24 protein-coding genes, 1 tRNA gene and 2 pseudogenes are annotated in these 24054 nt (G+C 69.7%); 13 read left to right on the top strand and 14 right to left on the bottom strand.

What is annotated here, in order from left to right:
* Positions 1 to 186 precede the first annotated feature (186 nt).
* Complete coding sequence (locus K7640_RS09225; protein ID WP_222954278.1) at positions 187 to 582, bottom strand: DUF805 domain-containing protein; 396 nt, start codon at positions 580 to 582, stop codon at positions 187 to 189.
* A 299-nt stretch (positions 583 to 881) separates the two neighbouring features.
* Here K7640_RS09225 and K7640_RS09220 point away from each other — a divergent pair, with 299 nt between their 5' ends.
* Both K7640_RS09220 and K7640_RS09215 read left to right on the top strand, forming a co-directional pair.
* Entirely contained in the window at positions 882 to 2132 is a 1251-nt protein-coding gene (locus K7640_RS09220) for a S1 family peptidase (RefSeq protein WP_222954277.1), read from the top strand.
* A 176-nt stretch (positions 2133 to 2308) separates the two neighbouring features.
* On the top strand, positions 2309 to 2683 hold the full coding sequence (locus tag K7640_RS09215; RefSeq protein WP_222954276.1) for a nuclear transport factor 2 family protein: 375 nt from the start codon (positions 2309 to 2311) through the stop codon (positions 2681 to 2683).
* A 51-nt stretch (positions 2684 to 2734) separates the two neighbouring features.
* Here K7640_RS09215 and K7640_RS09210 read toward each other — a convergent pair whose 3' ends face one another.
* The 3 genes and pseudogenes from K7640_RS09210 to K7640_RS30765 form a co-directional block, all read right to left on the bottom strand.
* The gene (locus K7640_RS09210; RefSeq protein WP_222954275.1) at positions 2735 to 3598 is read right to left on the bottom strand and encodes an alpha/beta fold hydrolase; all 864 of its coding nucleotides are present in this window, start codon (positions 3596 to 3598) and stop codon (positions 2735 to 2737) included.
* Positions 3598 to 4152: a hypothetical protein gene (locus K7640_RS09205; protein WP_222954274.1), complete on the bottom strand. Its 555-nt coding sequence runs from the start codon at positions 4150 to 4152 to the stop codon at positions 3598 to 3600. The genes K7640_RS09210 and K7640_RS09205 overlap by 1 nt, the downstream gene beginning before the upstream one ends.
* Before the next feature lie 410 nt (positions 4153 to 4562).
* Positions 4563 to 4943: pseudogene (locus tag K7640_RS30765) on the bottom strand (hypothetical protein).
* Positions 4944 to 5068: 125 nt separating this feature from the next.
* Here K7640_RS30765 and K7640_RS09190 point away from each other — a divergent pair.
* Entirely contained in the window at positions 5069 to 5470 is a 402-nt protein-coding gene (locus K7640_RS09190) for a winged helix-turn-helix domain-containing protein (protein ID WP_222954271.1), read from the top strand.
* A 291-nt stretch (positions 5471 to 5761) separates the two neighbouring features.
* Entirely contained in the window at positions 5762 to 6631 is an 870-nt protein-coding gene (locus K7640_RS09185) for a hypothetical protein (protein WP_222954270.1), read from the top strand.
* A 107-nt stretch (positions 6632 to 6738) separates the two neighbouring features.
* On the opposite strand, the gene K7640_RS09180 is transcribed toward K7640_RS09185, so the two are convergent.
* Positions 6739 to 7356, bottom strand: a complete 618-nt coding sequence (locus K7640_RS09180) for a hypothetical protein (protein ID WP_222954269.1) — start codon at positions 7354 to 7356, stop codon at positions 6739 to 6741.
* A 218-nt stretch (positions 7357 to 7574) separates the two neighbouring features.
* Here K7640_RS09180 and K7640_RS09175 point away from each other — a divergent pair, with 218 nt between their 5' ends.
* The gene (locus tag K7640_RS09175) at positions 7575 to 8141 is read left to right on the top strand and encodes a hypothetical protein (RefSeq protein ID WP_222954268.1); all 567 of its coding nucleotides are present in this window, start codon (positions 7575 to 7577) and stop codon (positions 8139 to 8141) included.
* Between the two features lie 358 nt (positions 8142 to 8499).
* On the opposite strand, the gene K7640_RS09170 is transcribed toward K7640_RS09175, so the two are convergent.
* Positions 8500 to 8973 carry a hypothetical protein gene (locus K7640_RS09170; RefSeq protein WP_222954267.1) on the bottom strand — a complete coding sequence of 158 codons (474 nt, stop codon included), beginning with the start codon at positions 8971 to 8973 and terminating at the stop codon, positions 8500 to 8502.
* A 264-nt stretch (positions 8974 to 9237) separates the two neighbouring features.
* On the opposite strand from K7640_RS09170, the gene K7640_RS09165 reads away from it, so the two are divergent.
* Positions 9238 to 9963 (top strand): hypothetical protein, encoded by a 726-nt coding sequence (locus K7640_RS09165; protein WP_222954266.1) that lies wholly within the window; start codon positions 9238 to 9240, stop codon positions 9961 to 9963.
* Positions 9964 to 10007: 44 nt separating this feature from the next.
* Here the strand turns inward: K7640_RS09165 and K7640_RS09160 are convergent, their stop codons facing one another.
* Positions 10008 to 10811 (bottom strand): type II toxin-antitoxin system death-on-curing family toxin, encoded by an 804-nt coding sequence (locus K7640_RS09160; RefSeq protein WP_222954265.1) that lies wholly within the window; start codon positions 10809 to 10811, stop codon positions 10008 to 10010.
* 1385 nt (positions 10812 to 12196) lie between these two features.
* Between K7640_RS09160 and K7640_RS09155 the strand changes: the two are divergent.
* Both K7640_RS09155 and K7640_RS09150 read left to right on the top strand, forming a co-directional pair.
* Positions 12197 to 13279 (top strand): annotated as a pseudogene (locus K7640_RS09155) (replication initiator); the annotation flags it as partial.
* A gap of 164 nt (positions 13280 to 13443) precedes the next feature.
* Positions 13444 to 14664, top strand: a complete 1221-nt coding sequence (locus K7640_RS09150) for a site-specific integrase (RefSeq protein ID WP_222954264.1) — start codon at positions 13444 to 13446, stop codon at positions 14662 to 14664.
* Positions 14665 to 14780: 116 nt separating this feature from the next.
* On the opposite strand, the gene K7640_RS09145 is transcribed toward K7640_RS09150, so the two are convergent.
* Together K7640_RS09145 and K7640_RS09140 are read right to left on the bottom strand one after the other, a co-directional pair.
* Positions 14781 to 14852 (bottom strand) — tRNA-Lys (locus K7640_RS09145).
* 98 nt (positions 14853 to 14950) lie between these two features.
* The gene (locus tag K7640_RS09140) at positions 14951 to 15136 is read right to left on the bottom strand and encodes a prevent-host-death protein (protein WP_222954382.1); all 186 of its coding nucleotides are present in this window, start codon (positions 15134 to 15136) and stop codon (positions 14951 to 14953) included.
* A gap of 116 nt (positions 15137 to 15252) precedes the next feature.
* Here K7640_RS09140 and K7640_RS09135 point away from each other — a divergent pair, with 116 nt between their 5' ends.
* Both K7640_RS09135 and K7640_RS09130 read left to right on the top strand, forming a co-directional pair.
* Positions 15253 to 15741 (top strand): DUF1772 domain-containing protein, encoded by a 489-nt coding sequence (locus K7640_RS09135; protein WP_222954263.1) that lies wholly within the window; start codon positions 15253 to 15255, stop codon positions 15739 to 15741.
* 73 nt (positions 15742 to 15814) lie between these two features.
* On the top strand, positions 15815 to 16897 hold the full coding sequence (locus K7640_RS09130) for an NAD-dependent epimerase/dehydratase family protein (protein ID WP_222954262.1): 1083 nt from the start codon (positions 15815 to 15817) through the stop codon (positions 16895 to 16897).
* Between the two features lie 128 nt (positions 16898 to 17025).
* Here the strand turns inward: K7640_RS09130 and K7640_RS09125 are convergent, their stop codons facing one another.
* On the bottom strand, positions 17026 to 18219 hold the full coding sequence (locus K7640_RS09125; RefSeq protein ID WP_374198076.1) for a hypothetical protein: 1194 nt from the start codon (positions 18217 to 18219) through the stop codon (positions 17026 to 17028).
* Between the two features lie 128 nt (positions 18220 to 18347).
* Positions 18348 to 19097 carry a ZIP family metal transporter gene (locus K7640_RS09120; RefSeq protein WP_222954260.1) on the bottom strand — a complete coding sequence of 250 codons (750 nt, stop codon included), beginning with the start codon at positions 19095 to 19097 and terminating at the stop codon, positions 18348 to 18350.
* A gap of 79 nt (positions 19098 to 19176) precedes the next feature.
* Here K7640_RS09120 and K7640_RS09115 point away from each other — a divergent pair, with 79 nt between their 5' ends.
* Entirely contained in the window at positions 19177 to 19872 is a 696-nt protein-coding gene (locus tag K7640_RS09115) for an SDR family oxidoreductase (protein WP_222954259.1), read from the top strand.
* 6 nt (positions 19873 to 19878) lie between these two features.
* On the opposite strand, the gene eis is transcribed toward K7640_RS09115, so the two are convergent.
* Complete coding sequence (gene eis, locus K7640_RS09110; RefSeq protein WP_222954258.1) at positions 19879 to 21072, bottom strand: enhanced intracellular survival protein Eis; 1194 nt, start codon at positions 21070 to 21072, stop codon at positions 19879 to 19881.
* Between the two features lie 73 nt (positions 21073 to 21145).
* Entirely contained in the window at positions 21146 to 21865 is a 720-nt protein-coding gene (locus K7640_RS09105; protein ID WP_222954257.1) for a PP2C family serine/threonine-protein phosphatase, read from the bottom strand.
* 64 nt (positions 21866 to 21929) lie between these two features.
* Between K7640_RS09105 and K7640_RS09100 the strand changes: the two genes are divergently transcribed.
* On the top strand, positions 21930 to 22949 hold the full coding sequence (locus K7640_RS09100) for an AAA family ATPase (protein ID WP_222954256.1): 1020 nt from the start codon (positions 21930 to 21932) through the stop codon (positions 22947 to 22949).
* Between the two features lie 45 nt (positions 22950 to 22994).
* On the top strand, positions 22995 to 23600 hold the full coding sequence (locus K7640_RS09095; RefSeq protein WP_222954255.1) for a pyridoxamine 5'-phosphate oxidase family protein: 606 nt from the start codon (positions 22995 to 22997) through the stop codon (positions 23598 to 23600).
* Position 23601: 1 nt separating this feature from the next.
* Here K7640_RS09095 and K7640_RS09090 read toward each other — a convergent pair whose 3' ends face one another.
* Positions 23602 to 23976, bottom strand: coding sequence for a hypothetical protein (locus K7640_RS09090; protein WP_222954254.1), 375 nt, complete (start codon positions 23974 to 23976; stop codon positions 23602 to 23604).
* Between the last annotated feature and the right edge of the window lie 78 nt (positions 23977 to 24054).

The following is a 24054-nucleotide window of genomic DNA, read 5'->3' as shown; positions in this document are numbered from 1 at the left end:
GTGCCGTCGCGTCCCCATTCCACCAGTGTTCTTCGAGGATCACTCGCTGACGGTAGCAGCAGACACCCGGCCGAACGCAAGCGTGACCGCCGGACCAGGTGGGCCGCCGCACCCGCTCGCCGGCCTTGATCACGCCGGGTTGGCGGAGTTCGGGCGGGCTGCTCGCGCCGGCAGCCACCGGCCCGGTCAGGCCACGGCGCGTGCGTCGCCCTTCGGGTCGGCGCCGTACCGGTTGCTGCCCCGAGTGCCGTCGATCGCGAAGAACACGAGCAGGACGATGCCTCCCACGAGGGGCACGAATCCGATCAGCAACCACCAGCCCGAGCGGTCGGTGTCGTGAAGTCGCCGTACGGCGACGGCCAGGGTGGGCAGCAGCAGAGCCAGGCCGACGATGAGCCCGATGACGCCGGTGGACCCCGGTTCTGAGCCGAAGTCGGTCCCCAACGCGCTGTCCAGGATTCCGGCGACAATGCCGAGGATCAGGGTGAAGAGGAAGAACCACCAGTACTCGGACCGGCGCGCTCGACCGCGGAAGCCGGCGTACTGGGAGAGGACGGATTTGACGGCGTCAACAGGGGGCATGCCTTCTCCAACGTAGTGAGGTATCGGGATCTGTAAGGCCACTGTGACGCAGCCAGGCAAACGGCCAGCTCCCCGGGCGGCATCGCGGCGGCTCACTCCTCTCGTCCGGGTCGGCGACTGATCGGCCCAGGGGCATCGGCAGGAGATTGATCTCTTTCGCCCTCAATTCCGCCGCGATAAACCCGCTTGGGCGATCGGTTACCCGGGACACCGCCAACTGAGCTCGACCGAGAGACTTATGCGTCCGAATATTTGCGTCTCTCGTGCCCTTGAAAGGGAGATCAATGCGACGATCACCCGTGGCGGTCGGATTGGCCGCCGTCCTGGTAATAAGCCTCCAGTCACTGGCGCATGCCGCGCCCGGCGATCAGTCCGTGCTCCCGAGTGGGCTGGTCATTCTGGGTGCCGAGCCGAAACCCGCCGACGAGCTGCCGGAGGCGGCCGCGCAGCGGTTGCACGAGGCGACGGAACTGGCCGAAGCCAACCCCGATGACCTGGCATATCCGTGGTATGACCCGAAGGACGGGGCGGTGGTGCTCGACACGGTGGGCGCGACCGGTGCCAGCCTGGCATCGACGTTCATTTCGACGGGCGTCAGCCAGGGCAAGTCGCTTTCCCGCAGTCGGAATGCCACCTTCAGCATGAGCAGGCTGGAGGGGATCAAGAACGACACCATCGAAATCTCCGCCGCCACGGTGCCGGACGGCGACGCGATCTTCATGACCGGGCCGGACGCGGTGAACAACCGGATCATCATCTATGTGAGCCGTACCTCCGACGCGCTGTTCGAGGTGCTCGCCGCCAAGTACGGCACGGCCGCGATCGCCATCCAGCACATTCCCGGTTCGGCCGCGGACGGGGATGGGCGCGACAACGACACCTCCCCCTTCTATGGCGGCGCGAAGACCGTCAGCCCGAAGGGCTGCACCAGTGGCTTCTCGTGGCGTAACGGCACGGCCCACATGATGCTGACCGCGGGGCACTGCGCACCGAGCGGTGGCGACCTGTCCACCCCGTCCGCGCGGATCGGCTACATCACCCCGAGCTCGCGGGAGAACTGGAACGTGGGCAAGGGGACCGTCTACCTGACCGGCTCATCGACGTATCGCGGCGATCTCGCCCTGTCCAACGTCGACTCCGGCAAGGCCACCAGCGCGGTGATCTACCGGGGTGGCCCGGGGTCGTACTCCAGCGCGTATGTCGCGGAGATGTGGAGCAGGTCCCCGGTCGCGGGGGACAAGTACTGCGTCGGTGGCCGCGTCACGGGCGAGAAGTGCGGCTGGACGGTCTACGCGAAGGGATACAACTTCAAGTGGAGCACCGGTGAGATCGCCCGAAACATGGTGCGCAGCTATTACCGCAATGACGGAGTCTGCACGATCGGCGGTGACTCCGGCGGCCCTGTCTACACGGTGCGCTCCGACGGCAGGGTGGCCGCCAAGGGCATCCACCACGGCAAGGCCACGAACAGCGTCACCGGCTGCATGAACGTCTTCACCGACATCTGGCAGGCGTACTACGGCCTCCCGGGCACGCTGGCGACCGGATGAGTAAGTCGACCAGGAGGTTCGCGGCCGTTGTCGCGATGGCCGCGGTCCTCCTGGTCGGCGGCTTCGCGGCGGTAACCGCCCCGCGGTCCGGCATCTGACGCCGTGGTGGGCGGGCGGAGTCGCGGTGGCGCCGGTCGAGCTGAAGCAGCCGCTCGCCGCCGTGGGACGATGCGGACATGGACTCGCTGACCGAGAGCCTGCGCGACGCGGAGCGCCGGCTACAGGCTGCCCAGCTCGCCGCCGACGCGGAAGCTCTCGATGAGCTGATCGACGATCGGTTGATCTTCACGGGCCCCGGTGGGCTGCTCTACCGCAAGGCCGATGACCTGGCGCTCCAGCGCTCCGGCGAGCAGCGGCTCACCCAGGTCACCGAGGAGGAGCTGATCGTGCTCGCCGCCGGGACGACGGGCGTCACCTGGTTCCTCGGCACGCTGTCGGGAGTGTTCAAGGGAGAGGCGTTCACGGCGCGGCTGCGCTACACCCGTACCTGGATCCACGAGCCGTCACGTGGCTGGCGACTCGTCGCGGCCCACGTCAGCGAGGCGCCATAGCCCCCACCACCGGGCCCCTGCTGGAGCGCCGCCATGGTGCGGCACGCCGGCTCAGGATGTGTGGCGCAGGAGCGCGTCCACCACCACTGGCCAGGCCGTCCGTGGCAGGCCCTGGCCGATGCCGCGCAACGTGAGCAGTGCGGCGCCGGGGATCTCCTCGGTCAGCGCCACGCCGTTTCCGTACGGAGAGAACGGATCCTCGTCGCCGTGGATGACAAGCGTCGGCACGGCAATCGTGCCCAACCGCTCACGCCACCGTGGCTGGCAGTCGATGGCGGCGAACATGGTGCCCAGGTGGCTGGCACGCTGTGCCTCCGCCGTCCGTCCCGCCCGGTCGAACACGCGCCCGGCACCGACGCGGGCGTCCCCCTCGTCGAACCCCCGCCTGCCTGACATCAGCCGCGCGGTGGCGGTCATATAGTCGACGACGCTGTCGCGATCGGTCCAGTCCGGCTGCGGACGGCCGAACAGCTTTGCCATCAACTCCGGCGCGTGGTCGGGCAGGTCGGGATCCGTCGGACCGGGAGCGACGGGCCGGGTGGAGATCAGCGTCAGCGACGCGACCCGGTCAGGATGGTCCAGCGCGAGCAGTTGCGCGACGAAGCCGCCGACGCCGAGCCCGACCACGTGCGTACCCCTCAACTCCAGGGCCAGCAGTAGCTCCGCCGCGTCGGTCACCAGATCACGCAGGTCGTACGCGGGCGCGTCCGGGTCGACGAACGTCGACTGGCCGGCATCCCGCAGGTCGTAACGCACCACGTAGCGCCCGGTCAGCGCCGCGCACAGCTCGTCCGGCCAGCTCAGCATGGTGACGCCGATGAGCAGCACCGGCGGATCCTCCGGATCACCGAAGGTCTCGACGCAAAGCTCAACGTCATTGACGTTGATCCGCCGCGGGGTCTCGTTCGGCAACATCAACTGACCTCTCCCGACGCCCAGCACTCCGGCCTTCTCCTCGTCTCGCTCTGACCCGGGGTAGACCAGCCGGGCCGCCCGGCCTCATCGGCCCCGGCCTCCGTGGTCTGGCCGGATCGTGCGGGCGTCGAGTGGCGGCCCGTCCGGTGTGCGGCGATAGCATTGCTGTCACCCGTCGGAGCGGAGGATAAGGCGATGGCGGCAATCAGCATCAGAGATCTCGACGACGCGGTGCGAGAGAAGTTGCGCGGCTGCCCGAGGGTCACCGCAGGGAATCGCCGCACCAGGCCGCCAACGAGGTCTTCGCCGCCTTCCCTCGCCAAGTGCTGACCTTCGACCTCGCGGCGGCCGGCGCCTATGCCGACGTCGTCGCCGGCCGGTAGAGGCTCGGTCACCCGATCGACGGGTTCGACGCCCAGATTGCCGCCATCTGCCGGACCCAGGTTGCCGTTCTCGCCACCCGAAACAGCAAGGACTTCACCGATACGGGCGTCGAGGTTATCGATCCCTGGCAGGAGCCGATCGCCGGCGAAGGCTGAGCGACGCCCCGACACGGTCCGAACGTCGTTCGCGGCGAGCAGAGTGAGTGGGCCGCCAGGGACTCGAACCCTGAACCTATGGATTGCCGGCGAGCCGGCCGGATCGGATGCGGTGCGAGGTCATCCGGGCTGCTGGCGCGGATCTCGGCCGGGTTCGGCGGGCACGGTTGCTGTACTTCGCTGCTGTACTGCTGGCGCGGTTTCGCCCGCCTCCCGGGTCCACCCGAGGAACCTGCCGTGTAGGGCGCCGGCTGGCACCCATGTCAGGTCTTCGGCGGCCTGGATGAGGTAGGAGCCGAGGTAGAGGGCGAGGGACACCGGGGCGTGCGCGAACTCGGCCTGTAGTTCCCGGCGGCGGGTAGGGCAGGGCCAGGCGGCGTTGCAGCCGCCGCAGCTCCAGATCGGCATGACGGGGCCGTGGGTGGTCACCGCACACCGCCGAGGAAGCGGGTCGTGATCGTCCGGGCCTGCCGGCTGGTCGCCCAGTCCAGCTGCCAGCACGGGTACGGGGCCAGGCGTGACCACCAGGCGCGGCAGCCGACGCACATGCCGTCGATTCCCCGGACGTGTACGGCCAGGATCGCGTGCTCCTGGTCGGCGTTCACTGCGTCTCCTCTCCGGGCCAGTGGCCGCGATTAATGGGAATGCGGTGCCGGTTGTGGCAGGGCAGGTCGGCTCCGCAGCGGCAGATCCGCCGCCACTTCCGCCAGGACCAGACCGGCCGGTGCCGACGGGCGAGGGTGAGGGCGACGGCTACCAGGTACTCCTCGTACGAGACGCGCTGCACCGGATCTCCCCTCGGGCATGGATCGACGGCACGGCGGCCGGGCCTGAGCTGGTCATCCGACCGCCGCACCTGCTCTTCACCGTACCGACGTAGGACTGTAGATACAATAAGATGTAGAACTGTCGGACACGTAGCGTCACTTTCGTGATCGATCCCAGCTCAGATCGGGCCGTGTTTCGGCAGCTCGCAGACCTCCTGCGGAACCGGATCACGTCTGGCGACCTCGCGCCCGGCGCGTCGCTGCCGAGTGAGCTGCGGCTGGCTCAAGAGCACGGGCTGAGCCGCACGAGTGTGCGGCAGGCGATAGCGCTACTCCGGTCGGAAGGGCTCGTGATCGTAAAACCGCCGCGCGGGACCTTCGTCCGGGCCGTCGAGCCGGCCGAGACGGTGACCCTGCTCAAGGGTGACACCGCCTCCGCCCGTATGCCGACGCCGGCCGAACGCCGTGAGCTGGAGATCGGCGAAGGCGTCCCGGTGCTCGTGGTCTTCCGCGCCGACGGCTCCCGCGAGTTGTACGCCGCCGACCGCGTACGCGTGGGGCGCTAGCCCTCGGCCGATGAGCCCTCGCTTGTAAGTTCTGGGCGCTACGTCCAGCGGCGTCTATCCGCGTCCGAGACCTCGGGCACTCGTTCGTGCCCCGCCGTCGCAGGCTGTCATGGTCCAGGCTCATTGCTGTCAGCGTTGCTGTCGGCAGGCCGTTCACCCGCCGGCACATAGGTTCGCACCGCACCGCCAGATCCCCGCTGATGCCTACATCCCGATAACCAGTTTGCCGCTTGCCTCGCGCCACGCGACTATGTGCCAGTGCTGCCGCGACGACTCAGGATGCTCGTACAAGTGCCGGAGGCCAAACGGTTCGCCGTACTGGCTGAGGGCACGGAACTGTTGGCCGACAGCGTAGCCGCGCTGGAGGCCGACGCCTGCACCCTCGGCAACGCCCGGCACCACCGTGGCGCTGCGGTACTTCGTTGTTTCGCAGAGGAGGAGGCAGCGAAGGTCTTGATCCTGATGGATCTCGCTCGCGCGGGATGGAGAAACCACGCTGCGGTGAAAACAGGTCTCTACTCCTTCTACGACCACCTTGCGCGCGGCCTATACGTCAAGGCATACGATGGGTCGCCCGCCGACCTCGCCGAGGTCCGGCGCTATGTCGATTTTTGGCGTCAGCAGTACTACCTAGATGGTCCGATGGACGTGGATTGGATCTTCGGCAACGAAGTGATATCTGGCCGCGAGGAACGGCTCTACGTCGATTACATCGAAGACGAAAACGGGAATCGTCGCTGGACAGGTCCCGCCGATCGAGCTGCCGCCTTTGACGAGCCTTACCAGACTGCGCCTCCCACCAGTGTCGCCGTCCGGCTAGTCGCTGCTATGCATGACATTGGTTTGCTCACCGAGGAGGGGCTAGCCGCCACGCGTTCCGTGTGGGACGGAGTGGAAGCTGACGACAGCATGCATTGGTCCGACCTTCACCCTCTCAATGTTGCCGTGATCGAGAAGTCGATCGAGAACCGGAAGCAGCCCATCTCTGAAGCGAAGTGGGACTCGGCGCGCTACGTGTGTGAGCGATGGATTTTCCCGATGACCAGCTTGGATCTCAAAATGGCAGAGGTGAATCTCGCAGATTTAGAGGCTCAGCGCGAGCGTTGGCTCGCCCGGGAAATGGGCGTCGCCGACGAGATGGGCGACTACGGCACGTACTGATCAACGTCCTATACCCGCTGCGCTCGGTGATTCTGCCCTGCTGGCATGTCACCATGAATCGGCACGCCTGCACCCGGGCGCAGTCTGCCTGGTCGTCACTCAGTTAGTCACTCAGCTGCGGTAGTGACGTCGTCGGATCGTCCCCTGCGCGCTTCAATCTCCTTATTCAGTCCCTCGACGTAGGCGTCGATGCAGAGCTGGAGCAGGAGGATTGGGCCGGGAGTAATGTCGTCGACGTCAACCTCGCCGTAAGCCTCGTAGGTGCCGAGGTCCATCTCGACGCGCGTCCAGTAACGCCGGATGTCCTGCAAAATTTGCACGGCGTCACTAAACAGCTGCATGTCTGGCTCGAACTCCGGGTCAACAATGTACTTGCCGAGTTCATGAGTCAGATCATGCCGATGGGCATAGATCTCGTCGAGACGGTCGGCCTGTTGAAGTGTGATGGCGCCCGACTCCACGAGCCAGAGCAGCGACGCCCGCATCTTGCGCCTCTTTGGGTCGCGCCTCAGAACTTGGGCCTCATAGCGCTGCTCGTCGTACGTGTAACCGGACTCGTCGAAGCCGATGAGATAGAAGCCGCGGACGTCGTCGATTACGGTCTCTTTGATCAGCTCATGAGTTATCTGGTAGAGGCCAGCAAAGCTAAGAGTCGCACGGATGCGCCAAGGCTCCAGCTTGGCCGATAGTCGCGCCGCCAGGACCTCGCGCTCGTTCGCGTTCATCCGATAAGTCTGCTGGGTGACGGCGGATGACGGCAACGAGGTCCGTGCGTCTCATCTCCTGGTGCCCGATGGTCGTTGAAGCATGGCCCCACGCTGCCAAGCTCTGCGCCGGGCCTCCGCTGGCCTACGGTGACCGCCGCCTCGGGCGGGGAGCGGGCACGGATTCAGGGCAGGCTGAAGCTTGGACAGTCTTCGACGTCCACTATGGTCCCGTAGTCATGCGACTGAAGTGGGCGAAGCGAGTAGTCCTCATCCTGATCGGCGTAGTACTGGTAGGGCTAGCGGTCCTCGGGGCCGCAAATAAGTGGTCCGAAGCGGTGATGATCGCGCTACTCCCGCTCGGGTTGTTCATGTTGGTCTTCGGCGTTATCGGTGTTATGCCCTCCGGTAACTGGAAGGAGGGAAACCTGCAATGGCCGGAAGCGGATCTGTTGGCCCGTGTGGACGAGATGACCGGACGCGTTGACAAACTCGCCGCAGGACTGGACGAGTTGCGCCGGGAGTGGCGGGCCACCGACGAGCGCCTAACCGACATTATCTTGGCGTTGGAGCCGCCGCCCGATGACGAACTCACCGACGAAGAACGGCTGCAGCAACTGGAAGACGACATGAACTCGACTGACGTCGTCGTGAGCACCATGGCGATGGAGGGCAGCGGCTACGAGGATGGATCGACCTACGAGGAGTGGCGGGCGTCGCTGGAGGAGCTTCGGACTCTTTACTACCGAGAGGAGCGCCGGCAGCGGGCTCGGCAGAAATACCGGATCGCGCGCTCGGAACGTTAACAATGCTGCGGTCGTTGGACTTCTTCGTCCCGAAGGAACCACCAGCCGTCGACGAGCTGCGCCAGCAGGGCTGACCTGTCCAGAGGGTCCACCGCAGTCCACGGACGTCCGGCGTTGCTCGCGCCCGTCGTCACCCAGTTGGTCACCCAGCTTGGGTGTCAGACGTTGAAGCGGAACTTAGAGCGGCTGTCCCGCCACCAGCGGAAACCCTGCTCCGCCCCTGCTCTCGCGACGTCTGAAGCCGTCATTGTTGGTCGCTGGTTGACGACGTTTGACGCTGTCTTGTGCCCTATGTGTGCCCCGCACTGCGAGAAGCCGGCGACGGGGGGCAGTCTCCCCGCCGCCTAGCCGGCTGCTGTCATTCGCCAGTGGGCTCGCCTGACCATGGCGGCAAGTCTCGACGGACGCGGTAGGTGTAGGGCAGATTCTCGCGCGTGCCCAGCTCAACCTCGTAACGCGCCTCGTATGGATCCTTAAAAAGGAGCGTCCAACGACCTGTTTCGAGATCAAGTTGTTCACTGATCAAGTCGAGTTCGTCCATGTGTACGGGCCGCCCACGGCGGTCCGACATCTTGAGGCTGTCCGTCAGGGCAATCCGCCCTCGCATCGCCGCTTCCTCTCGCTCAAGAGGCCGGTCACTTGCGTGGATGTTCGGCCACCTCTGCTTCAAGCTGGCGAAGAGCAGTCCAACAGCAGTCCCCAGAGCGGCGTCCATGGCGTGGGAGCTGACGAACAGGAAGATGTTGTAGAACTCCTCTCCTGCCGCCCCCCAGCTGGTCTGCCCGCCTTCGTGCCGAAAGACATGCGGCCGGTACCCCTGACCGTCAAGCAAGCTCCGTACGCGCGCCGTAAGCGCCTCCCGCTGGTCACGCGGAACGGATAGATCAGCGATCCAAGCGGAGTCAGGCTCACCTCCCGGTGCCTCGGTAGTCGCAACGGTCACTCTGACGTGCAGGACGGCTTGATTCGCGTCCCCTGCCCTCGTTGACATGCCCTAGATCATGTGCGATGCCGGGAGGTAGCGGTACCCGCTGCAGTTCACTAACTACAGGTAAGTCTCCGGGGTTATAGCTGGCGACTGGATCGGTCATCAGCTGTGACCTGGGCAGACGCGGTCGCTGTCGGTCAACGTTCGGCGACGTTGGCCGATCCGCGACGGCCTGATGACGGCCTGGGCGCGCACTCGATCAAGCCGCCCGACGTGATGGCAGTTCGGCTGCTTGCACCGCGTCTGTACGGTGACCCGGTGTTGCTGACTCAAGCGCCGCTGGCCGCCAACTGGCAGGAGATGTCTGACCAAGCGACGGTCATTGGTGTCGTCGTCGCCCTTCTTGTTGGCATAGCGACGACCATCGTCCTGATCAGGCAGGAGAAGGTCACGAGGGACGGGCAGCGCCTCCAACTCGAACAGGCCAAGGCAGCCGCAGATCGGTCAGAGTCTGCTGCGAGGCTGACGGAGGAGTACACACGGCGCGTGGTGGATGCGCTCGAAACCATGGCCACACGAGCTGGCAGCCCTCTCGCGCCCCCGCCGGCTGCTCCCCGTGTCCAGTGGTCGCTCGTCCATCATCAGAACGACGCATACCGTCTGACCAACATCGGAGACGATGTTGCCAGGAACGTCCGACTGACCGCCCATGAGTCGATGTTCTTGCGTTCGCCAGCGCCGGAGACCTTGAACCCAGGTGAAGCGCTGACCTTCATCGCGGCGAGGAGTATGGCGACCTCTGATAGCACGATCACCGTGCTATGGGGCGGCCTGGATGGCGAGGATGAGCACAGTTGGCGGTACCCACTTCCGCCCCGACCGCCGCGAAGGTAACGCTGGCCTCCCCGGCGGCGATCAGCGGGCAGAGCGATCAGAGGCTACTCATCCTCGACCTCGGCCCACTCCTCTTCGAAGTCTTCGTTCGTCATAGGGTGCTGATCAGGGCCGTAGAGGTAGTTGCCAACCATCCGGGCTCGCCAAAACTCCTTCTGGCCGAGCGGGTATCGCTCGGCCTCGGCGTTTAGCGCGTCTAGTTCTTCCTGCGCGTAGCCATCTCCAACGATGGAGATAATGATCTCAGCCACCGTAACGGCCTCTGCCTTGCCGCTGATCCTTCTTACGTAGATCGACGCAGGGTTGTACCCATGCACGTCCCGGATTACGTGATCGCCAATCTTAATAGAGTGATCCTCATACGGAAGCTCGCCGACATACTCAGCGGGATAGATCACCATGCCAGGCGAATCTGCAAGACTTTTAGGCAGCGGCGGCGGCACCAGCACCAATCGATCTTCGATCCACGCGGCTAGCGCTGGCACCGGCACCGCTCTCCGAGCAGCACCGATAACCACCTCAAAGGTTTCGTCGCCGTCTGGGTCATCAGCCTGCGGCGGCTCCCAGTCGTACCCGTTGAGGTGCGCGAACAAGATCGCGACAAGGAGACCTACGCGCTTGTTGCCATCAGGGAGAGCGTGATTGCTGACGACGCGCTGTAGCAGTACAGCCGCCTTCGTGGGGAAGCTCTTGTATTGCTCATAGCCTTCCCACCCAGCTCGTGGAGCCGATAGCGCAGACTCCGCAAGTGGCCGCTGGGCGACCCTGTTGATTGTCTCCTCGTCAACCTGCAATACCCCGGCCGCTATTTCGACGAAGTCGTCCCACGTCGGGTATACAAGCTCCACGGTGTTGGCGGCTGCTTACTTGGCAAGGCGAGCAAGCGCAGCGCGGTTGCGCTCCATGGCCCTGCGAAGCAGCGCGCGAGCGGCGTCTGGGTCATTCCTACCCTCACGTCGCGCTTGCGCCAGTCGACCGATCAGCTCCTCTGGGTGGGCAAGGTCGAGCGCGCCGGGCTCGACGTCGGTTGCCCGATCGTCGAAGCGGCGAGGAGCCTTCATGCGTCGACCCATGGGTCCATGTTCTCACTTCCAGGGGCCACTTGCCACCCGCCATCGAGCCTGCCACGGCCCCAGAACGGCACAGACAGCTTCATAACGCAGTCAACCACAGCGCAGCACGCGACAGCGATTCGGAGTCAAGACGGGGTTGACACAAATCTGGCTGGCATGACGAGCGCTACAGCCGACGAGGCCGTGGTGGGGATGCGGCGTGAGCATCACGGGCAGGCCCCCGCCTGCCGGCAACGCCGGCCCGAGGGGCCGCAGAGGCTCCGGGGTCAAGGGCGGCCCGTAGGGCCGTCGCGCAGCGACGCGAAGCGCCCTTGAGGTCGGAGGGGCGGCCCCGCATCCTTCGCGCCGCATCCCCACCACGGCCGGCGGCGACTCGCCCTACAGCGCGGCGGTGCGACGGCCGCCGCGCCCGGTCGGCTGCCGGCCCACGAACCTCGACCACTCTCGGCCCTAGCCGTCTGCGGCGGCCCTTTGGGCTTCTCGCTTCCGCGCCAGCCGCCGGGCGTGTTGCGTGGCCGGAGTCGGAGCGCCAGCGGAGCGACGGGTTCGCGCCCAGGCGACGGCGCGTGCGGCCCGTTGCGGGCCGCCTTGATAGACGTACAGAAAGTCCTCCCACACCGGCCGGCAGCCGGTCGTCCCACCTCTGCCGCAGGAGTCACGACGGATTGACGTGTCGGTACCCGGTGCTACTCTGGCGCTCGTCGAGCACGCTAGCGCGGCCTTCTGCCGGATCGCTGGACTCGACGTCGGAGATGCTGAGCGGCCTTCCTGCCGCTGATGCGGGCCACGTCCCGCCGGCTCTCGATCGCACCGGCCGCTGTGCCGGCCTCCCGAATCCGCTGAGCGGCCCAGCACGGTCTTCCCTGCCGTCCACGATGGCCCGGAATCGCACATCTCCACGGGTGGGGGCCAGCCTGCGGCAACCCGCCGGATGTCGATATCCCAGGCTCCCCACCCGTGCCGGTTCATTCGTCAGGTTCATGAGCGTGAAAGGACATGACCCATCGGCGGCAAGTGGCACGACCACGCCTCCGCCCTCCGGCGTCAGCCGCCCTCTCGGCGGTGCCAGGAGACACGACGAACACCACCAGCGGACACAGCGTCCACGGCTGGTGGTGCTTCGTCTCCCGTCCCTGCCACCCCGTGATGAGGAGACAGTCGTGTCCACACTGCTCACCCTGTACCGGCCCGGTCTCGCCGTCGGCCGTGACGCCCAGGTCCTGCACCGCGCCGCCATGCCGGAGTTCTCCGGCTGGCTGGAGCACACTCGCCCCGCCGGCGGCTGTGCTCGCCCGATCCGCCTTACCGGCACCATCGCCGCCGTCGAGCGAGACACTGGCCGTATCACTGGCCGGCTGCACACCGACGAGCTGCCGGACCGGACGCTGTACAAGGCGTGCGGCAACCGCCGCGAATCGGTGTGCGCGGACTGCGCCTGGGTCTACCGGGGCGACGCCTACCAAGTCGTCTGTCGCGGTCTGACCGGCGGCAAGGGCGTCCCCGCCTCGGTCGGCCGGCACCCGGTCGTCTTCGCCACCTTCACCGCCCCCTCCTTCGGCCCGGTCCACCACCGCCACGTCCCCCGCCACACCTGCCGCCACCGGCAACGCTGCCAGTGCCGACCCGCCCCCTGCCACGCCCGCAGCAACGCCGGCACCTGCCCACACGGGCAACCCGCAGCGTGCTTCGCCCGCCACGACGCCGACGACCCGCGGCTCGGGCAGCCGTTGTGCCTCGACTGCTACGACCACGACCACCAGGTCGTCTGGAACTACTTCTCCGGCGAGCTGTGGCGGCGCACCAAGCAGGCCATTGAACGCCACCTCGCCGCCCTCTGCCGCAAGCGCGGCCTCCCCTTCGTCCGGGTCGTCACCGCCTCCGGCAAGGTCCGCTGGGTGCCGCCCGTGCGGGTCTCCCACGGCAAGGTCGCCGAGATGCAACGCCGCGCCGCCGTGCACTTCCACGTCCTGCTACGCCTCGACGGCGTCGACCCCGACGACCCGGACGCCCTCGTGTCGCCACCGGCCGGCATCACCCTCGATGACCTGGCAGACGCGATCCACGCCGCCGCCCGGCAGATCACCGTCACCACACCACCGCACCCCGACAAGCCCCAAGGCTGGCTGATCGCCTGGGGCAAGCAGGTCGACGTCCGACGCATCAACACCGCTCCCGGCGAGTTGACCGACGGCAAGGTGGCCGCCTACCTGGCCAAGTACGCCACCAAGGCCACCGAAGCCACGCCGGCCGACGTCGCCGTCCTGCTCGGCTTCGGCATCTCCAAGGTGAAGATGAAGATCGCCACCGGCGAGCTGCGCTCCATCAAGGACGGCAAGTACCGCCGCATCCTCCCCGAATGGGTCGACGAGTACATCCGTGACCAGGTCGAGCGGCAGGAGGCGGCCTGATGCCCGGGCGTGCCCGAGCCAACGGTGAAGGGTCGATCTTCCCGTACCGCAACGGCTTCGCCGCCTACGTGTGGGTGGAGAAGCCGGACGGCAAGCGGGGGCGGAAGTGGGTCTACGGCAAGACCCGCGAGGAGGTCCACGACAAGTGGATCAAGTTGCACGGGCAAGCCAAGGCCGGCCCGGTGGCGACCCGCTCTCCGACGGTGGGGGAGTACGCCGGCTACTGGCTGCGGGAGATCGTCAAGCCGAACCTGGCCCCGGGCAGCTACGTCACCTACGAGGTGGTGGTCCGGCTCTACCTCGTGCCAGGGCTGGGCCGGAAACGCCTCGACAAGCTCCGGGTCAGCGACGTGCAGACCTGGATCAACGAGGTTGGGCGAACCTGCCAGTGCTGCGCCCAGGGCAAGGACGAGCGGCGCAAGCCCGCCCAGCGTCGCTGCTGTGCCCTCGGCCGCTGCTGCCATGATCTGCCCTCGACAACCAGCGTCACCCACCTGCGAACCGTCCTCCGGACGCTGCTGTCCCAGGCGATCACCGAAGGGCAAATCAGCCGCAACGTCGCGTCCCTGGTCAAGCTGCCGCCGGTACGGAAGCGCAAGCGGAAGGCGTGGACGAGCGACGAGGCACGGCGCTTCCTGGAGTCGGCCCGCGCCGACGACGACCCGCTCTACGCCGCGTACGTCCTGGTCCTGGTGCTCGGTCTGCGCAAGGGCGAGATGTTGGGGCTCACCTGGGCTGACGTCGACCTCGACGCGGGGGAGTTGACCATCGATCGGCAGCTCCAGCGGGTCGGTGCCGAGCTGCTGCACCGGGAGACGAAGACGGCCGCCTCGGACGCTACCCTGCCGCTGCCCGGCATCTGCACCGTCGCGCTCGGCCGTCGCCGCGCCGCGCAGACAACCGCCCGGGACGCCGCCGGCCCGGCCTGGCAGCCATCCGACCTGATCTTCACCACCCGCTACGGCCGGCCGGTCGAGCCGCGCAACTTCAACCGTTTCTGGGACCGCCGCTGCGATGCGGCCGGCGTTCGGCGGATCACCGTCAGGGACGCCCGGCGGACCTGCGCCTCGCTCCTGGCCGACCTGGACGTGCACCCCCGGGTGGCGATGCAGATCCTTCGCCACGCACAGTTCGCCATCACCATGGAGATCTACACGGTCGTCTCCTCGGCGGCCACCCGCGACGCCCTCAAGCGCCTCGGCAACGCACTCGACCGGTGAGGCGTGATTCGTTTACGTCATCAAGTCTGTAGGCGGCTACTGCTGTACTTCGCTGCTGTACGAGCCGCACCCACAAAGACAGCGGCCCTAGAAAGGGCCGCTGAGCTGGAACGGAGTGGGCCGCCAGGGACTCGAACCCTGAACCTATGGATTAAAAGTCCACAGCTCTGCCATTGAGCTAGCGGCCCGCGGCCTCAGGCTACCGGACCCCGCTCCCAGCCGCGATCAGCGAGCCCTGCGCACCGGGACACGTGCGGCGGGCTACCTGGAAGTGCACGACCCGGCGTCACACCACGGCGACTCCGCCCGTACCGAAGTCACCGGCAAGTTCGGCGTTGGTCTCGGGTGAGTCCCAGTCGCCGGAGAGGTCCAACTGGCCTGCGAGGGAGCCGACCGCAGTACGATCGGCCAGCCGCGTCAGCGGCACGACCTGTTCGGTGACGCGCGAGAACTCCGCATGGGCATCGTGCATCAGCCAGCAGCTTAGCCGGCTCGACCGCCGGCTTTCCCCGTCGATGGATCGGCCCGTCCGCATCGAGCCGTTGGGCGGGTGGCCGACCCCACCCGAGACACGGTTGGCTGTCGGGCATGACATCGCTGCGTACTCTCGTGCTGGCCGCCGCGACCCTGCTGACCGGGCTGATGGGCGGGCTCTTCTTCGCGTACGCCTGCTCGGTCATGCCGGGTCTGGCCGCGACCGACGACCGGACCCTGGTCGGGACGATGCGGTGGATCAACCGGCGGATCCTGAACGGGTGGTTCCTGACGGCGTTCCTGGGCGCGGCGCTGCTCGGCGGCCTGGCGGTGGTGCTGCACCTGGGCGTCGGCGGGCCGGTGCTGCTCTGGTCGGTCGCCGGGCTGGTGCTCTACCTCGCCACGCTGGCGATCACGATGGCCTGGAGCGTGCCGTTGAACAACCGGCTGGAGGCGGCCGGGCCGGTCGACGAGATTGCCGACCTGGCGGCGGTGCGGGTCGACTTCGAGCGGCCGTGGGTGCGGTGGAACCTGGCCCGGACGGTGACGAGTGTGGCGGCCTTCGCCTGCCTGGTGGTGGCGCTGACGGTCGACCGAGCCTGACCGGGGCGGGCGGCGCCGGCCGGGGAGCGGCCGCCGGTGGTTGGGGTCCGGTTCAACGGGTACGGGGGCAGGCATGCGGATCGTGATCGTGGGGGCCAGCGGCAACGCGGGCACCGCCGTGCTGCGCCGGTTGGGCCGGGAGTCCGGGGTGGAACTGGTCGGGGTGGCCCGCCGGCTGCCCGGCGCGGACGCCGGTGAGCCGTACGACGGGGTGCGGTGGCACTCCTGCGACGTGGGTGCGCCGGGCGCCGCCGACCGGCTGGCCGAGATCTTCGCCGGGGCGGCGGCGGTGGTGCACCTGGCCTGGCAGATCCAGCCCAGCCACGACCAGCGCACGCTGCACCGGACCAACGTGGGTGGCAGCCGGGCCGTCGTCGACGCGGTGCTGCGCGCCGGCGTCCCGGCCCTGGTTTACGCCTCGTCCGTCGGCACCTACGCGCCCGGCCCGAAGGATCACCCGGTCAGTGAGCGGTGGCCGGCGACCGGGGTGCCCGGGTCGTCGTACAGCCGGGACAAGGCCGAGGTGGAGGCGGTGCTGGACGCCGTGGAGGCGGAGCACCCGTCGCTGCGGGTGGTACGCCTGCGGCCGGGGCTGATCTTCCAGCGGGACGCCGGCACGGAGATCGCCCGTTACTTCCTCGGCCCGCTCGCCCCGGTCCGGCTGCTCCGGTACGGCCGGCTCCCGCTGGTCCCGGCGCACCGCCGGCTGCGGATGCAGGGCGTGCACGCCGACGACGTCGCCGACGCGTACGCCCGGGCAGTGCTGGGCGACGCGCGCGGCGCGTTCAACGTCGCGGCGGACCCGGTGCTCAGCCCGGAGCTGGTGGCCCGGCACTTCCACGGCTGGACGGTGCCGGTGGCCGCCCCGGTGCTGCGCGCCGCCGCCCGGCTGACCTGGCATGCCCGCCTGCAACCGGTCGACGCCGGCTGGGTCGAGCTGGCCCTGGCCGCCCCCCTGATGTCCAGCCACCGCGCCGAAACCGAACTCGGCTGGCACCCCCAGGTAGACGCCCTGACCGCCCTCAAGGACCTCTTCACCGGCATGTCCACCCAAGCCGGCACCCCCAGCCCCCCACTCTCGACCAGCCCCGACCTCCCCGGCCGCCCCACCGCCCTCCTCAAGGCCAAACCCCCCGGCCACTCCAACCCCTACTGACCGAACTCCCGCCCTGACCGGACTTCCGAGTTGATCATGAACTTTGCGTCTGCGACACGCCGGTGAGCCGACGCAAACTTCATGATCAACGGGGCGGGGGCAGGGGGTGGGGCGGGGAAGAGCGGGGGTCAGGGGAGGGTGGCGGAGGCGCCCAGGAAGAAGATGCCGGGGAGGCCCTTGGTTTCGAAGCCCTGGCTGGGGTTGTTGCGCAGGGTGGAGTTCTCGATCTTCAGGGTGCCGGTGCGGTCGTTGCTGACGAAGAAGATCGCGCCGCCGCCCTCGGTGGCCTTGTTGTCCCGGATCACGCTGCCGGCGATGCGCAGCCGGAAGGTGTTGCCGTCGCAGTAGATGGCGCCGCCGCTGCCGCCGCCCGGGGTGCCGGACCGGGCCGGGTTCGCGCCGTTGCCGACCGCCCGGTTGCCGGTGAAGAGGCTGTTCAGCACCGTCCAGGAGACGCCGATGCTGCTCAGCGCCGCCCCGTTCGCGCAGACCCCGCCGGTGAAGGTGCTGCGCACGACGTACACCGGCTGGTTGTCGTACTGGCTGAGCACCCGGATCGCCGCCCCGCCCAGGTCCGGGCCGGTCCGGTCGCAGCGGTTGTCGACGAACCGGGAGTTGACCACCTTCAGGCGCCCGCCGCGGACGAAGATCGCGCCGCCACCGCCGCCCTCGGCCCGGTCCCCGGTGGAGTTGCCGCCGGTGAAGGTGAGGTTCTGCACGGTGAGCCGGGGGTGGTCCTGGTTCTGGCAGTGCGAGGTGGTCCAGCCCTGCGCCTGGTCACAGGTGTTCATGTAGAGGATGCGCCGCTGGCCGCCGCCGGAGAGGGTCACCTTGCCGCCGCCGTCCAGGACGACCTGCGGCCCGTTGGCGTTGCGGACCTTCGCGGTCGCCGTCATCCGGATGGTCACCGGCGCCGGCCCGCAGTCGAAGGTGATGATCCCGCCGGCCGCGACGGCCCGCACCACCGCGTCGGAGGTGCAGCTCGCCGGGGTGCCCCGGCCCACGGTCCGGGTGGGCCGGGAGGTGTCGACCGCCCGGGCCTCGGCCGGTACCGCCGCCCTGCCGTCCGGGTTGCCGGCCCGGAACGCCGGTGCGGGGGAGCGGGTGGGCTTCGCCGCCGGGGACGGGGTGCGGCTGGGCCGGGCGGAGGCGCTCGGCGACCCGCTCGGCGTGGCGGTGCCGGCGGGCGTGGTGGCGTCGCCCGGGGTGGTGGGCTCGGCCGACCAGGCCGCCGGGGCGGCCGGCGGCGGGTCGCCATCGCCGCGGGCCGGCAGGGTGACGACGGCGACGGCGAGGACGAGCGGGACGACAAGGGACTTCACGCGCACCGGCCGAGCCTAGGGGCCGCGACACCGGCGGCACGAGCCGTCGGGGAAGTCTTAACCCGGCGCTAAGCCGGGATCGTCGCCGGTGCCCGGCGTGCCGTGCCCGGCAGCCGCGCCGAGGAACCTCAGGCGCGGGAGAGGGCGAAGGCGGTCAGGAAGCCGGCCACGGTGATCAGGCCGACCAGCAGGTGGGCGTCCTCGAACGCCTCCGGGACCATGGTGTCGGTGATCATGGCGAGGATCGCGCCCGCCGCCAGCGCGGTGATGCTCGCCAGCACCTCCGGCGGCGCCCCGCCCAGCAGCGCGTAGCCGGCCAGCGCCGCCACGCCGCTGACCAGGGCGATCGACAGCCAGAGCAGGAAGACGTACCGCCCGGAGCGGCCGGCCTGACGCATCCCGGCGGCGCTGGAGAGGCCCTCCGGCACGTTGCTGAGGAAGACCGCGACCACGGTGACCAGGCTGACCGGGCCGCCGGTCAGCAGGCTCGCGCCGATCACCACCGATTCGGGTACGCCGTCCAGCAGCGCGCCCACCGCGATCGCCGACCCGGAACCGGGCTGCTCCTGCTCGGAGGGCTGCTCGTCGCCGGAGCGCTTGCGGTGCCGGGCACCCCGCCGGGCCAGCAGCACGTTCGCCCCGGTGTACGCCAGCGCCCCGACCGCGGCGCCCACCGCGGTGGGCAGCAGCCCGCCCAGCTCGTGCGCCTCGTCGATCAGCTCGAACGACACGGCGGAGAGCAGCACGCCCGCTCCGAACGCCATGATCGAGGCGATCAGCCGCCGGGGCACCCGGGCGAACCAACCCGCCGCCGCGCCGACCAGCAGGGCCGACCCCGCCAGCAACCCCCACCCGCCCGCTTGCAACCACTCCGGCATTCGGCGGACGGTACCCCGGGTGTGCCCGGCCGAAAAGCGGGAAGCCCTCCCCGTTCGCGCGACGGCGGCGGGGAGGGACATGGACGCCAGATCCTTCGTGGTGGTCGGCGGGACGAGCGGCCTCGGGCTGGCCGTGGCCCGGCTGCTCGTCGACGAGTACCGGGTCGCTGTGCTCGGCGACCGGGCCGACGAGGTGGCCGCGATCAGCGACGAGCTGGGCTGCGACGGCAGCGTCTGCGACGTCTCCTCGTACGGGCAGGTCCGGGAGGCGTTCGCCGGGCTGGCCGAGCGGTGGGGCGTCATCGACGGGGTGCTCGCCGCCGCCTCCATCTGGGCCGGCGGCGATCTCGAGGACCTCTCCCCGGAGCGGATCCGCCGGGCGGTCGAGGTCAACGCCCTCGGCACCACGTACGTGCTGAAGGAGGCGGTGCACCACCTGCGGCGGCAGGGCTACGGCAACGTGGTGTGGGTGGGCGCGACGGCGGTGTCCACCCCCCGGCCCGGCATCCCCGTCTACCGGGCCACCAAGAGCTACGGCAGCAGCCTGGTCGAGTCGCTGGCGCAGGCGCAGCGAAGCAACCGGATCAAGGTGATGCAGCTGCACCCGGGGCCGATGCCCACCCGGTTGCAGGAGCGCGTCGGCGACGACTTCCGCGACGACGTGTACGCCCTGCCGGAGCAGGTCGCCGCGGAGGTCGTCCGGCTGCTCCTGCTCGCCCCCGACGACCTGTACGTCTCCGGCGAGCGGGTGCTCCGCGCCGACGGGCGGTGGTGAGCCCGGTCAGAAGTCGGCGAACAGGTACGGCAGCGCGCGCGGGAAGAGCCGGCGCAGCTCGACCACCGCGTCGGTCGGCACCGAGCCGAGCCCGCGCACCGCGACCTCCGCCGGGTCCAGCACCCCGTACGCGAGGGCGGAGAGCCCGGCCGCGGTGAGGGTCACCGACGGCACGCCCGGTGCCGCCCGGTCGGCCACCAGCTCCAGCCGGCCGGTCGCCCCGTCGAGCAGGTACGCGCCGGCCAGCCACCGGTCGCCGGCCAGCTCGACCCGGACCCGGCCCGGGCCGGCGGGCAGGCCGGTCAACGCGTCCACCGACAGCAGCCGGGCCATCGGGGCGGGCGACTTCGGCCCGGCCACCCGCGCCTCGACCCGGACCGACAGGTCGGTCAGCCACAGCTCGGGCAGCGCGTCGGCGGGGACCGCGAAGCTGACCCGGTCCACCTGGTCGACGTGCCGGGCGAAGAACTGGAGCAGCAGCGCCCGGGCGTACGGGTCGTCGGCGAGCAGGTCGTCGGCGACCAGCTCGCCGCCGTGGTCGTCGATCCGGTAGGTCACCGCGCCGACGGTGCCGCCGCCGATCTGCGCGGTGAGCAGCCAGCGGTCGTCCCGGTCGCGCAGCCCGACCGCGCGGAACTCGGGGAAGAGCGCGAAGCCGTGCCGGTCGTCCAGGCACCGCTGGGTGTACGCCTGGTAGCGGGTCCAGCCGGCGGCGATCCGCTGCCAACCCAGCTCACCCGGGAGGTCGGCGCGCAGCAGCGGGGCGAGGTCGGCCGGGGCGAGGGTGACCCGCCGCCGCGCGGGCAACCCGACGTAGCCGAACCGCTCGTAGAACGAGGCCCGGAACGGATAGAGGGCGGTCAGCGCATGCCCCTCGTCGCGCATCTCGTCGAGCAGCCGGTGCAGCAGCGTGCGGACGTGGCCCCGGCGACGGGCCAGCGGATGGGTGGCCACCCCGGCCACCCCGGCCATCGGGAGCACCCGACCGCGCAGGTTCTGCCGCATCGGGATCGCCGAGGCGGCGGCCACCGCCTCGCCGTCCTCCTCGGCCACCAGCGTCCGGTTGCCCGAGTTGTAGGGCAGGTAGGCGCGGAACTCCTCCGTCCGGGCGGCGCTCAACGGGGACGCCTCGAAGGCGTACCCCTGGAGGGGGAAGCTGTCGGTCAGTCGTTCCTCGGCGGCCAGACGGCGAATGCGCACCCGTCCATCCCAACCCGGCCCGCCGACCGCCGCAACCGCATTGGGTGCCGGCGGCCCGGCGCGGCGGGGCCGGTCAGGGCCGCGTGACGTCGGCGACCACCACCGTCACGTTGTCCGGCGCGCCGGCCTGGTGGGCCAGCTTGACCAGCTGCTCGCCGCAGTGCTGGCGGTCGCCGTACACGGTCAGGGTCTGGGCGATCACCTCGTCCTCGACGTAGTCCGAGAGCCCGTCGGTGCAGAGCAGCAGCCGGTCACCGGCGACGACGGTGAGCACGCCGACCGCGGGTGGGGTGTCCGAGCCCTGCACGGCCCGGGTGACCAGCGACCGCTGCGGGTGGTGCCGAGCCTGCTCGGGGGTGAGCGCGCCCTGGTCCACCAGTGCCTGGACGAACGTGTCGTCCCGGGTGAGCTGGGACAGTTCGCCGTCGCGCAGCAGATAGCAGCGGGAGTCGCCGACCTGGGCGAGCACCAGGGCGTCGCCGGCCAGCAGCGCGGCGGTGAGCGTGGTGCCCATGCCGTCCCGCGCCGGGTCGACGTCGATGGCCGCGCGGATGCGCTGGTTGGCGGTGCTCACCACGGCCCGCAGCGCGTTGCCGGCCTCGGCGGGGGTGTCCGGCGGGGTGAGCTCGTCCAGGATCCGGATCACGATCTCGCTCGCCACCTCCCCCGCGGGCAGGCCACCCATGCCGTCGGCCACCGCCACGAGGCGGTCACCGGCGAGGGCGGAGTCCTCGTTGTTGGTGCGAACCAGGCCGACATCGTTGAGGATGGCCGAGCGGAGGATGAGCGTCATGGGGTCCAGCTTGCCAAGAAATCCCCGCCGCCGTCTCTACGCACTAGTACGTAGGGTGAAGTAGATGATGCCGGTGTCGATGGTGGGACGCGCCGGCGAGCTGGCGGAGCTCGACCGGGTCTGGTCGACCGTGGCCGGTGACGGTCGGCCGACACCCGCCGTCACGGTGCTCACCGGTGCCGCCGGGGTGGGCAAGAGTTTGCTGGTCGCGGCGGCCCTGGCGCGGTTCACCCCGCGCCCGGCCGCGGTGCTCTCCGGCGCGGCCCGGGTGCACAGCCCGGCCCCGTACGACTGGTTGGCGGCGGTGCTCAGCGGGCGGGACACCACCGGTCTCGACCTTCCGCCGGACGCGCTGGCCTGGCTCGGCCAGCAACCCACCGTGCCACTGGAACGCTACGCTCCGGACACGCTGCTGCGACTCGCCGTGCGGGTGGTGCGTGGGCTGGTCGGCGCCGGGCCGGCGGTGCTGGTGGTGGAGGATCTGCACGCGCTGGACCCGGCGAGCCTCAACCTGATCGGCGAGCTGGCCGTCGCGCCGGAGCTGCCGGCCCTGCTGATCGTGGCGAGCCGTCCGGCCGCGGACGCGGTGGTGCCGGAACTCACCCGCCGGGCGTTGGCCCGCCTGCACGGGGCGCCCGGCGCGGTCCGCCAGCACCTGCGCCCGCTCACCGCCGACCAGGTCGCCGAGCTGCTGACCCAGGTCTACGGTCGCCGGCCCGCCGATCCGCTGGTCGCCACGGTCTGGCAGCGCACCGGCGGCAACCCGTACGCGCTGACCGAGCTGCTGGCCACCCATGCCGGGCAGGGGCCGGCCGCGCTGGCCGGGCCGCCGCCGCCCGACCGGCCGCCGCTGCCCCGGCCGGCGGCGCCGCCCGAGCTGACCGGGCGGGAGGTCGAGGTGCTCGGTTGCCTGGTCGCTGGGATGTCCAACAAGCAGGCTGCCCGGGCGCTGGGCATCTCGGTGCGCACGGTGACCGTGCACGTGTCGAACCTGCTGCGCAAGACCGGCTCGGCGTCGCGTACCGAGGCGGCGCTCTGGGCGGTGCGGCACCGGGTGCCGGTCTCCGCGCCGCCCGCCGGCTGATCCACAGGGCCCACGGTGGCCGGGCGGGCGGGGATACTGGACGGCATGGGAAAGACGTACCCCCGGATCGACGGCCGTCTCCGGGACTTCATCCTGTCCCAGCCCCTCTTCTTCACCGCCACCGCGCCGCTCGACGCCGACGGCACCGTCAACCTCTCGCCCAAGGGCCTCACCGGCTCGCTCGCCGTCCTCGACGAGCTGACGGTGGCCTACCTGGACTTCGCCGGGAGCAACGCCGAGACCGTCGCCCACCTGCGGGAGAACGGCCGGATCACGCTGATGTGGTGCGCCTTCTCCGGGCCGCCGAACATCGTCCGGGTGCACGGCCGGGGTGAGCCGGTCTTCCGCGACGACCCCCGCTGGGCGGAGCTGATCGCCCACTTCCCGGAGATCGACCACAGCCAGCACGGGCTGCGCGCGATCATCCTGGTGCGCGCCGAGCTGATCCGGGACACCTGCGGCTACGCGGTGCCGTTGATGAGCTACCAGCAGGACCGTGACCTGCACGCCCGGCGCTTCGCCCGGGAGGACGACGCGTCGCTGGACGCGTACTTCGCGAAGAAGGACCACGTGGCGACGAGCATCGACGGGCTGCCGGGGCTGCCGCTCCCACTGCCGCCGACCCCGTTGACGGCGCCGCCGACCCGGTGAGTCACTGCTCGGGCTGGAGGTCGGCCGCCGGCACGTCGAGGTGGACCCGACCGTCGGTGACCGTGGCGATCTGGTCGGCCAGCACGTAGACCGCGCCGGTGCGGGCCAGGTCGCTGGTGACCTTGAGGTAGCCGGTGCGCAGCAGCCGGGCGGCGAGGTCGGCGGGCACGTCCGGCTCCTCGACCGCGGCGGACTCGATCAGCTCGTCCAGGCTGCCGCCCGGGTCGGGGGTGGGCGCCTGGACGGTCACCGCGGCCGGATCGCCGCGCTGGACCAGGTCCACCGTGCCGACCTCGCGGCCGTTGGCGTCCACCACCGCCATCCCGGTGGTGACCCGGGACAGCACCGCCTGCTCCTCAACGCCCTGCTGCTCCATCCTGGCGCGGTTCCCGCCCCGCCCACCCGCTAAACGCCCGCGTCGATCCGGTGGCCGCCGCGGGTGGCCGGCGGGACG

The organism is Micromonospora sp. PLK6-60 (assembly GCF_019890675.1).
In the GTDB taxonomy this organism is placed as follows: domain Bacteria; phylum Actinomycetota; class Actinomycetes; order Mycobacteriales; family Micromonosporaceae; genus Micromonospora.
This window is presented reverse-complemented; position numbering and strand designations above follow the sequence as displayed.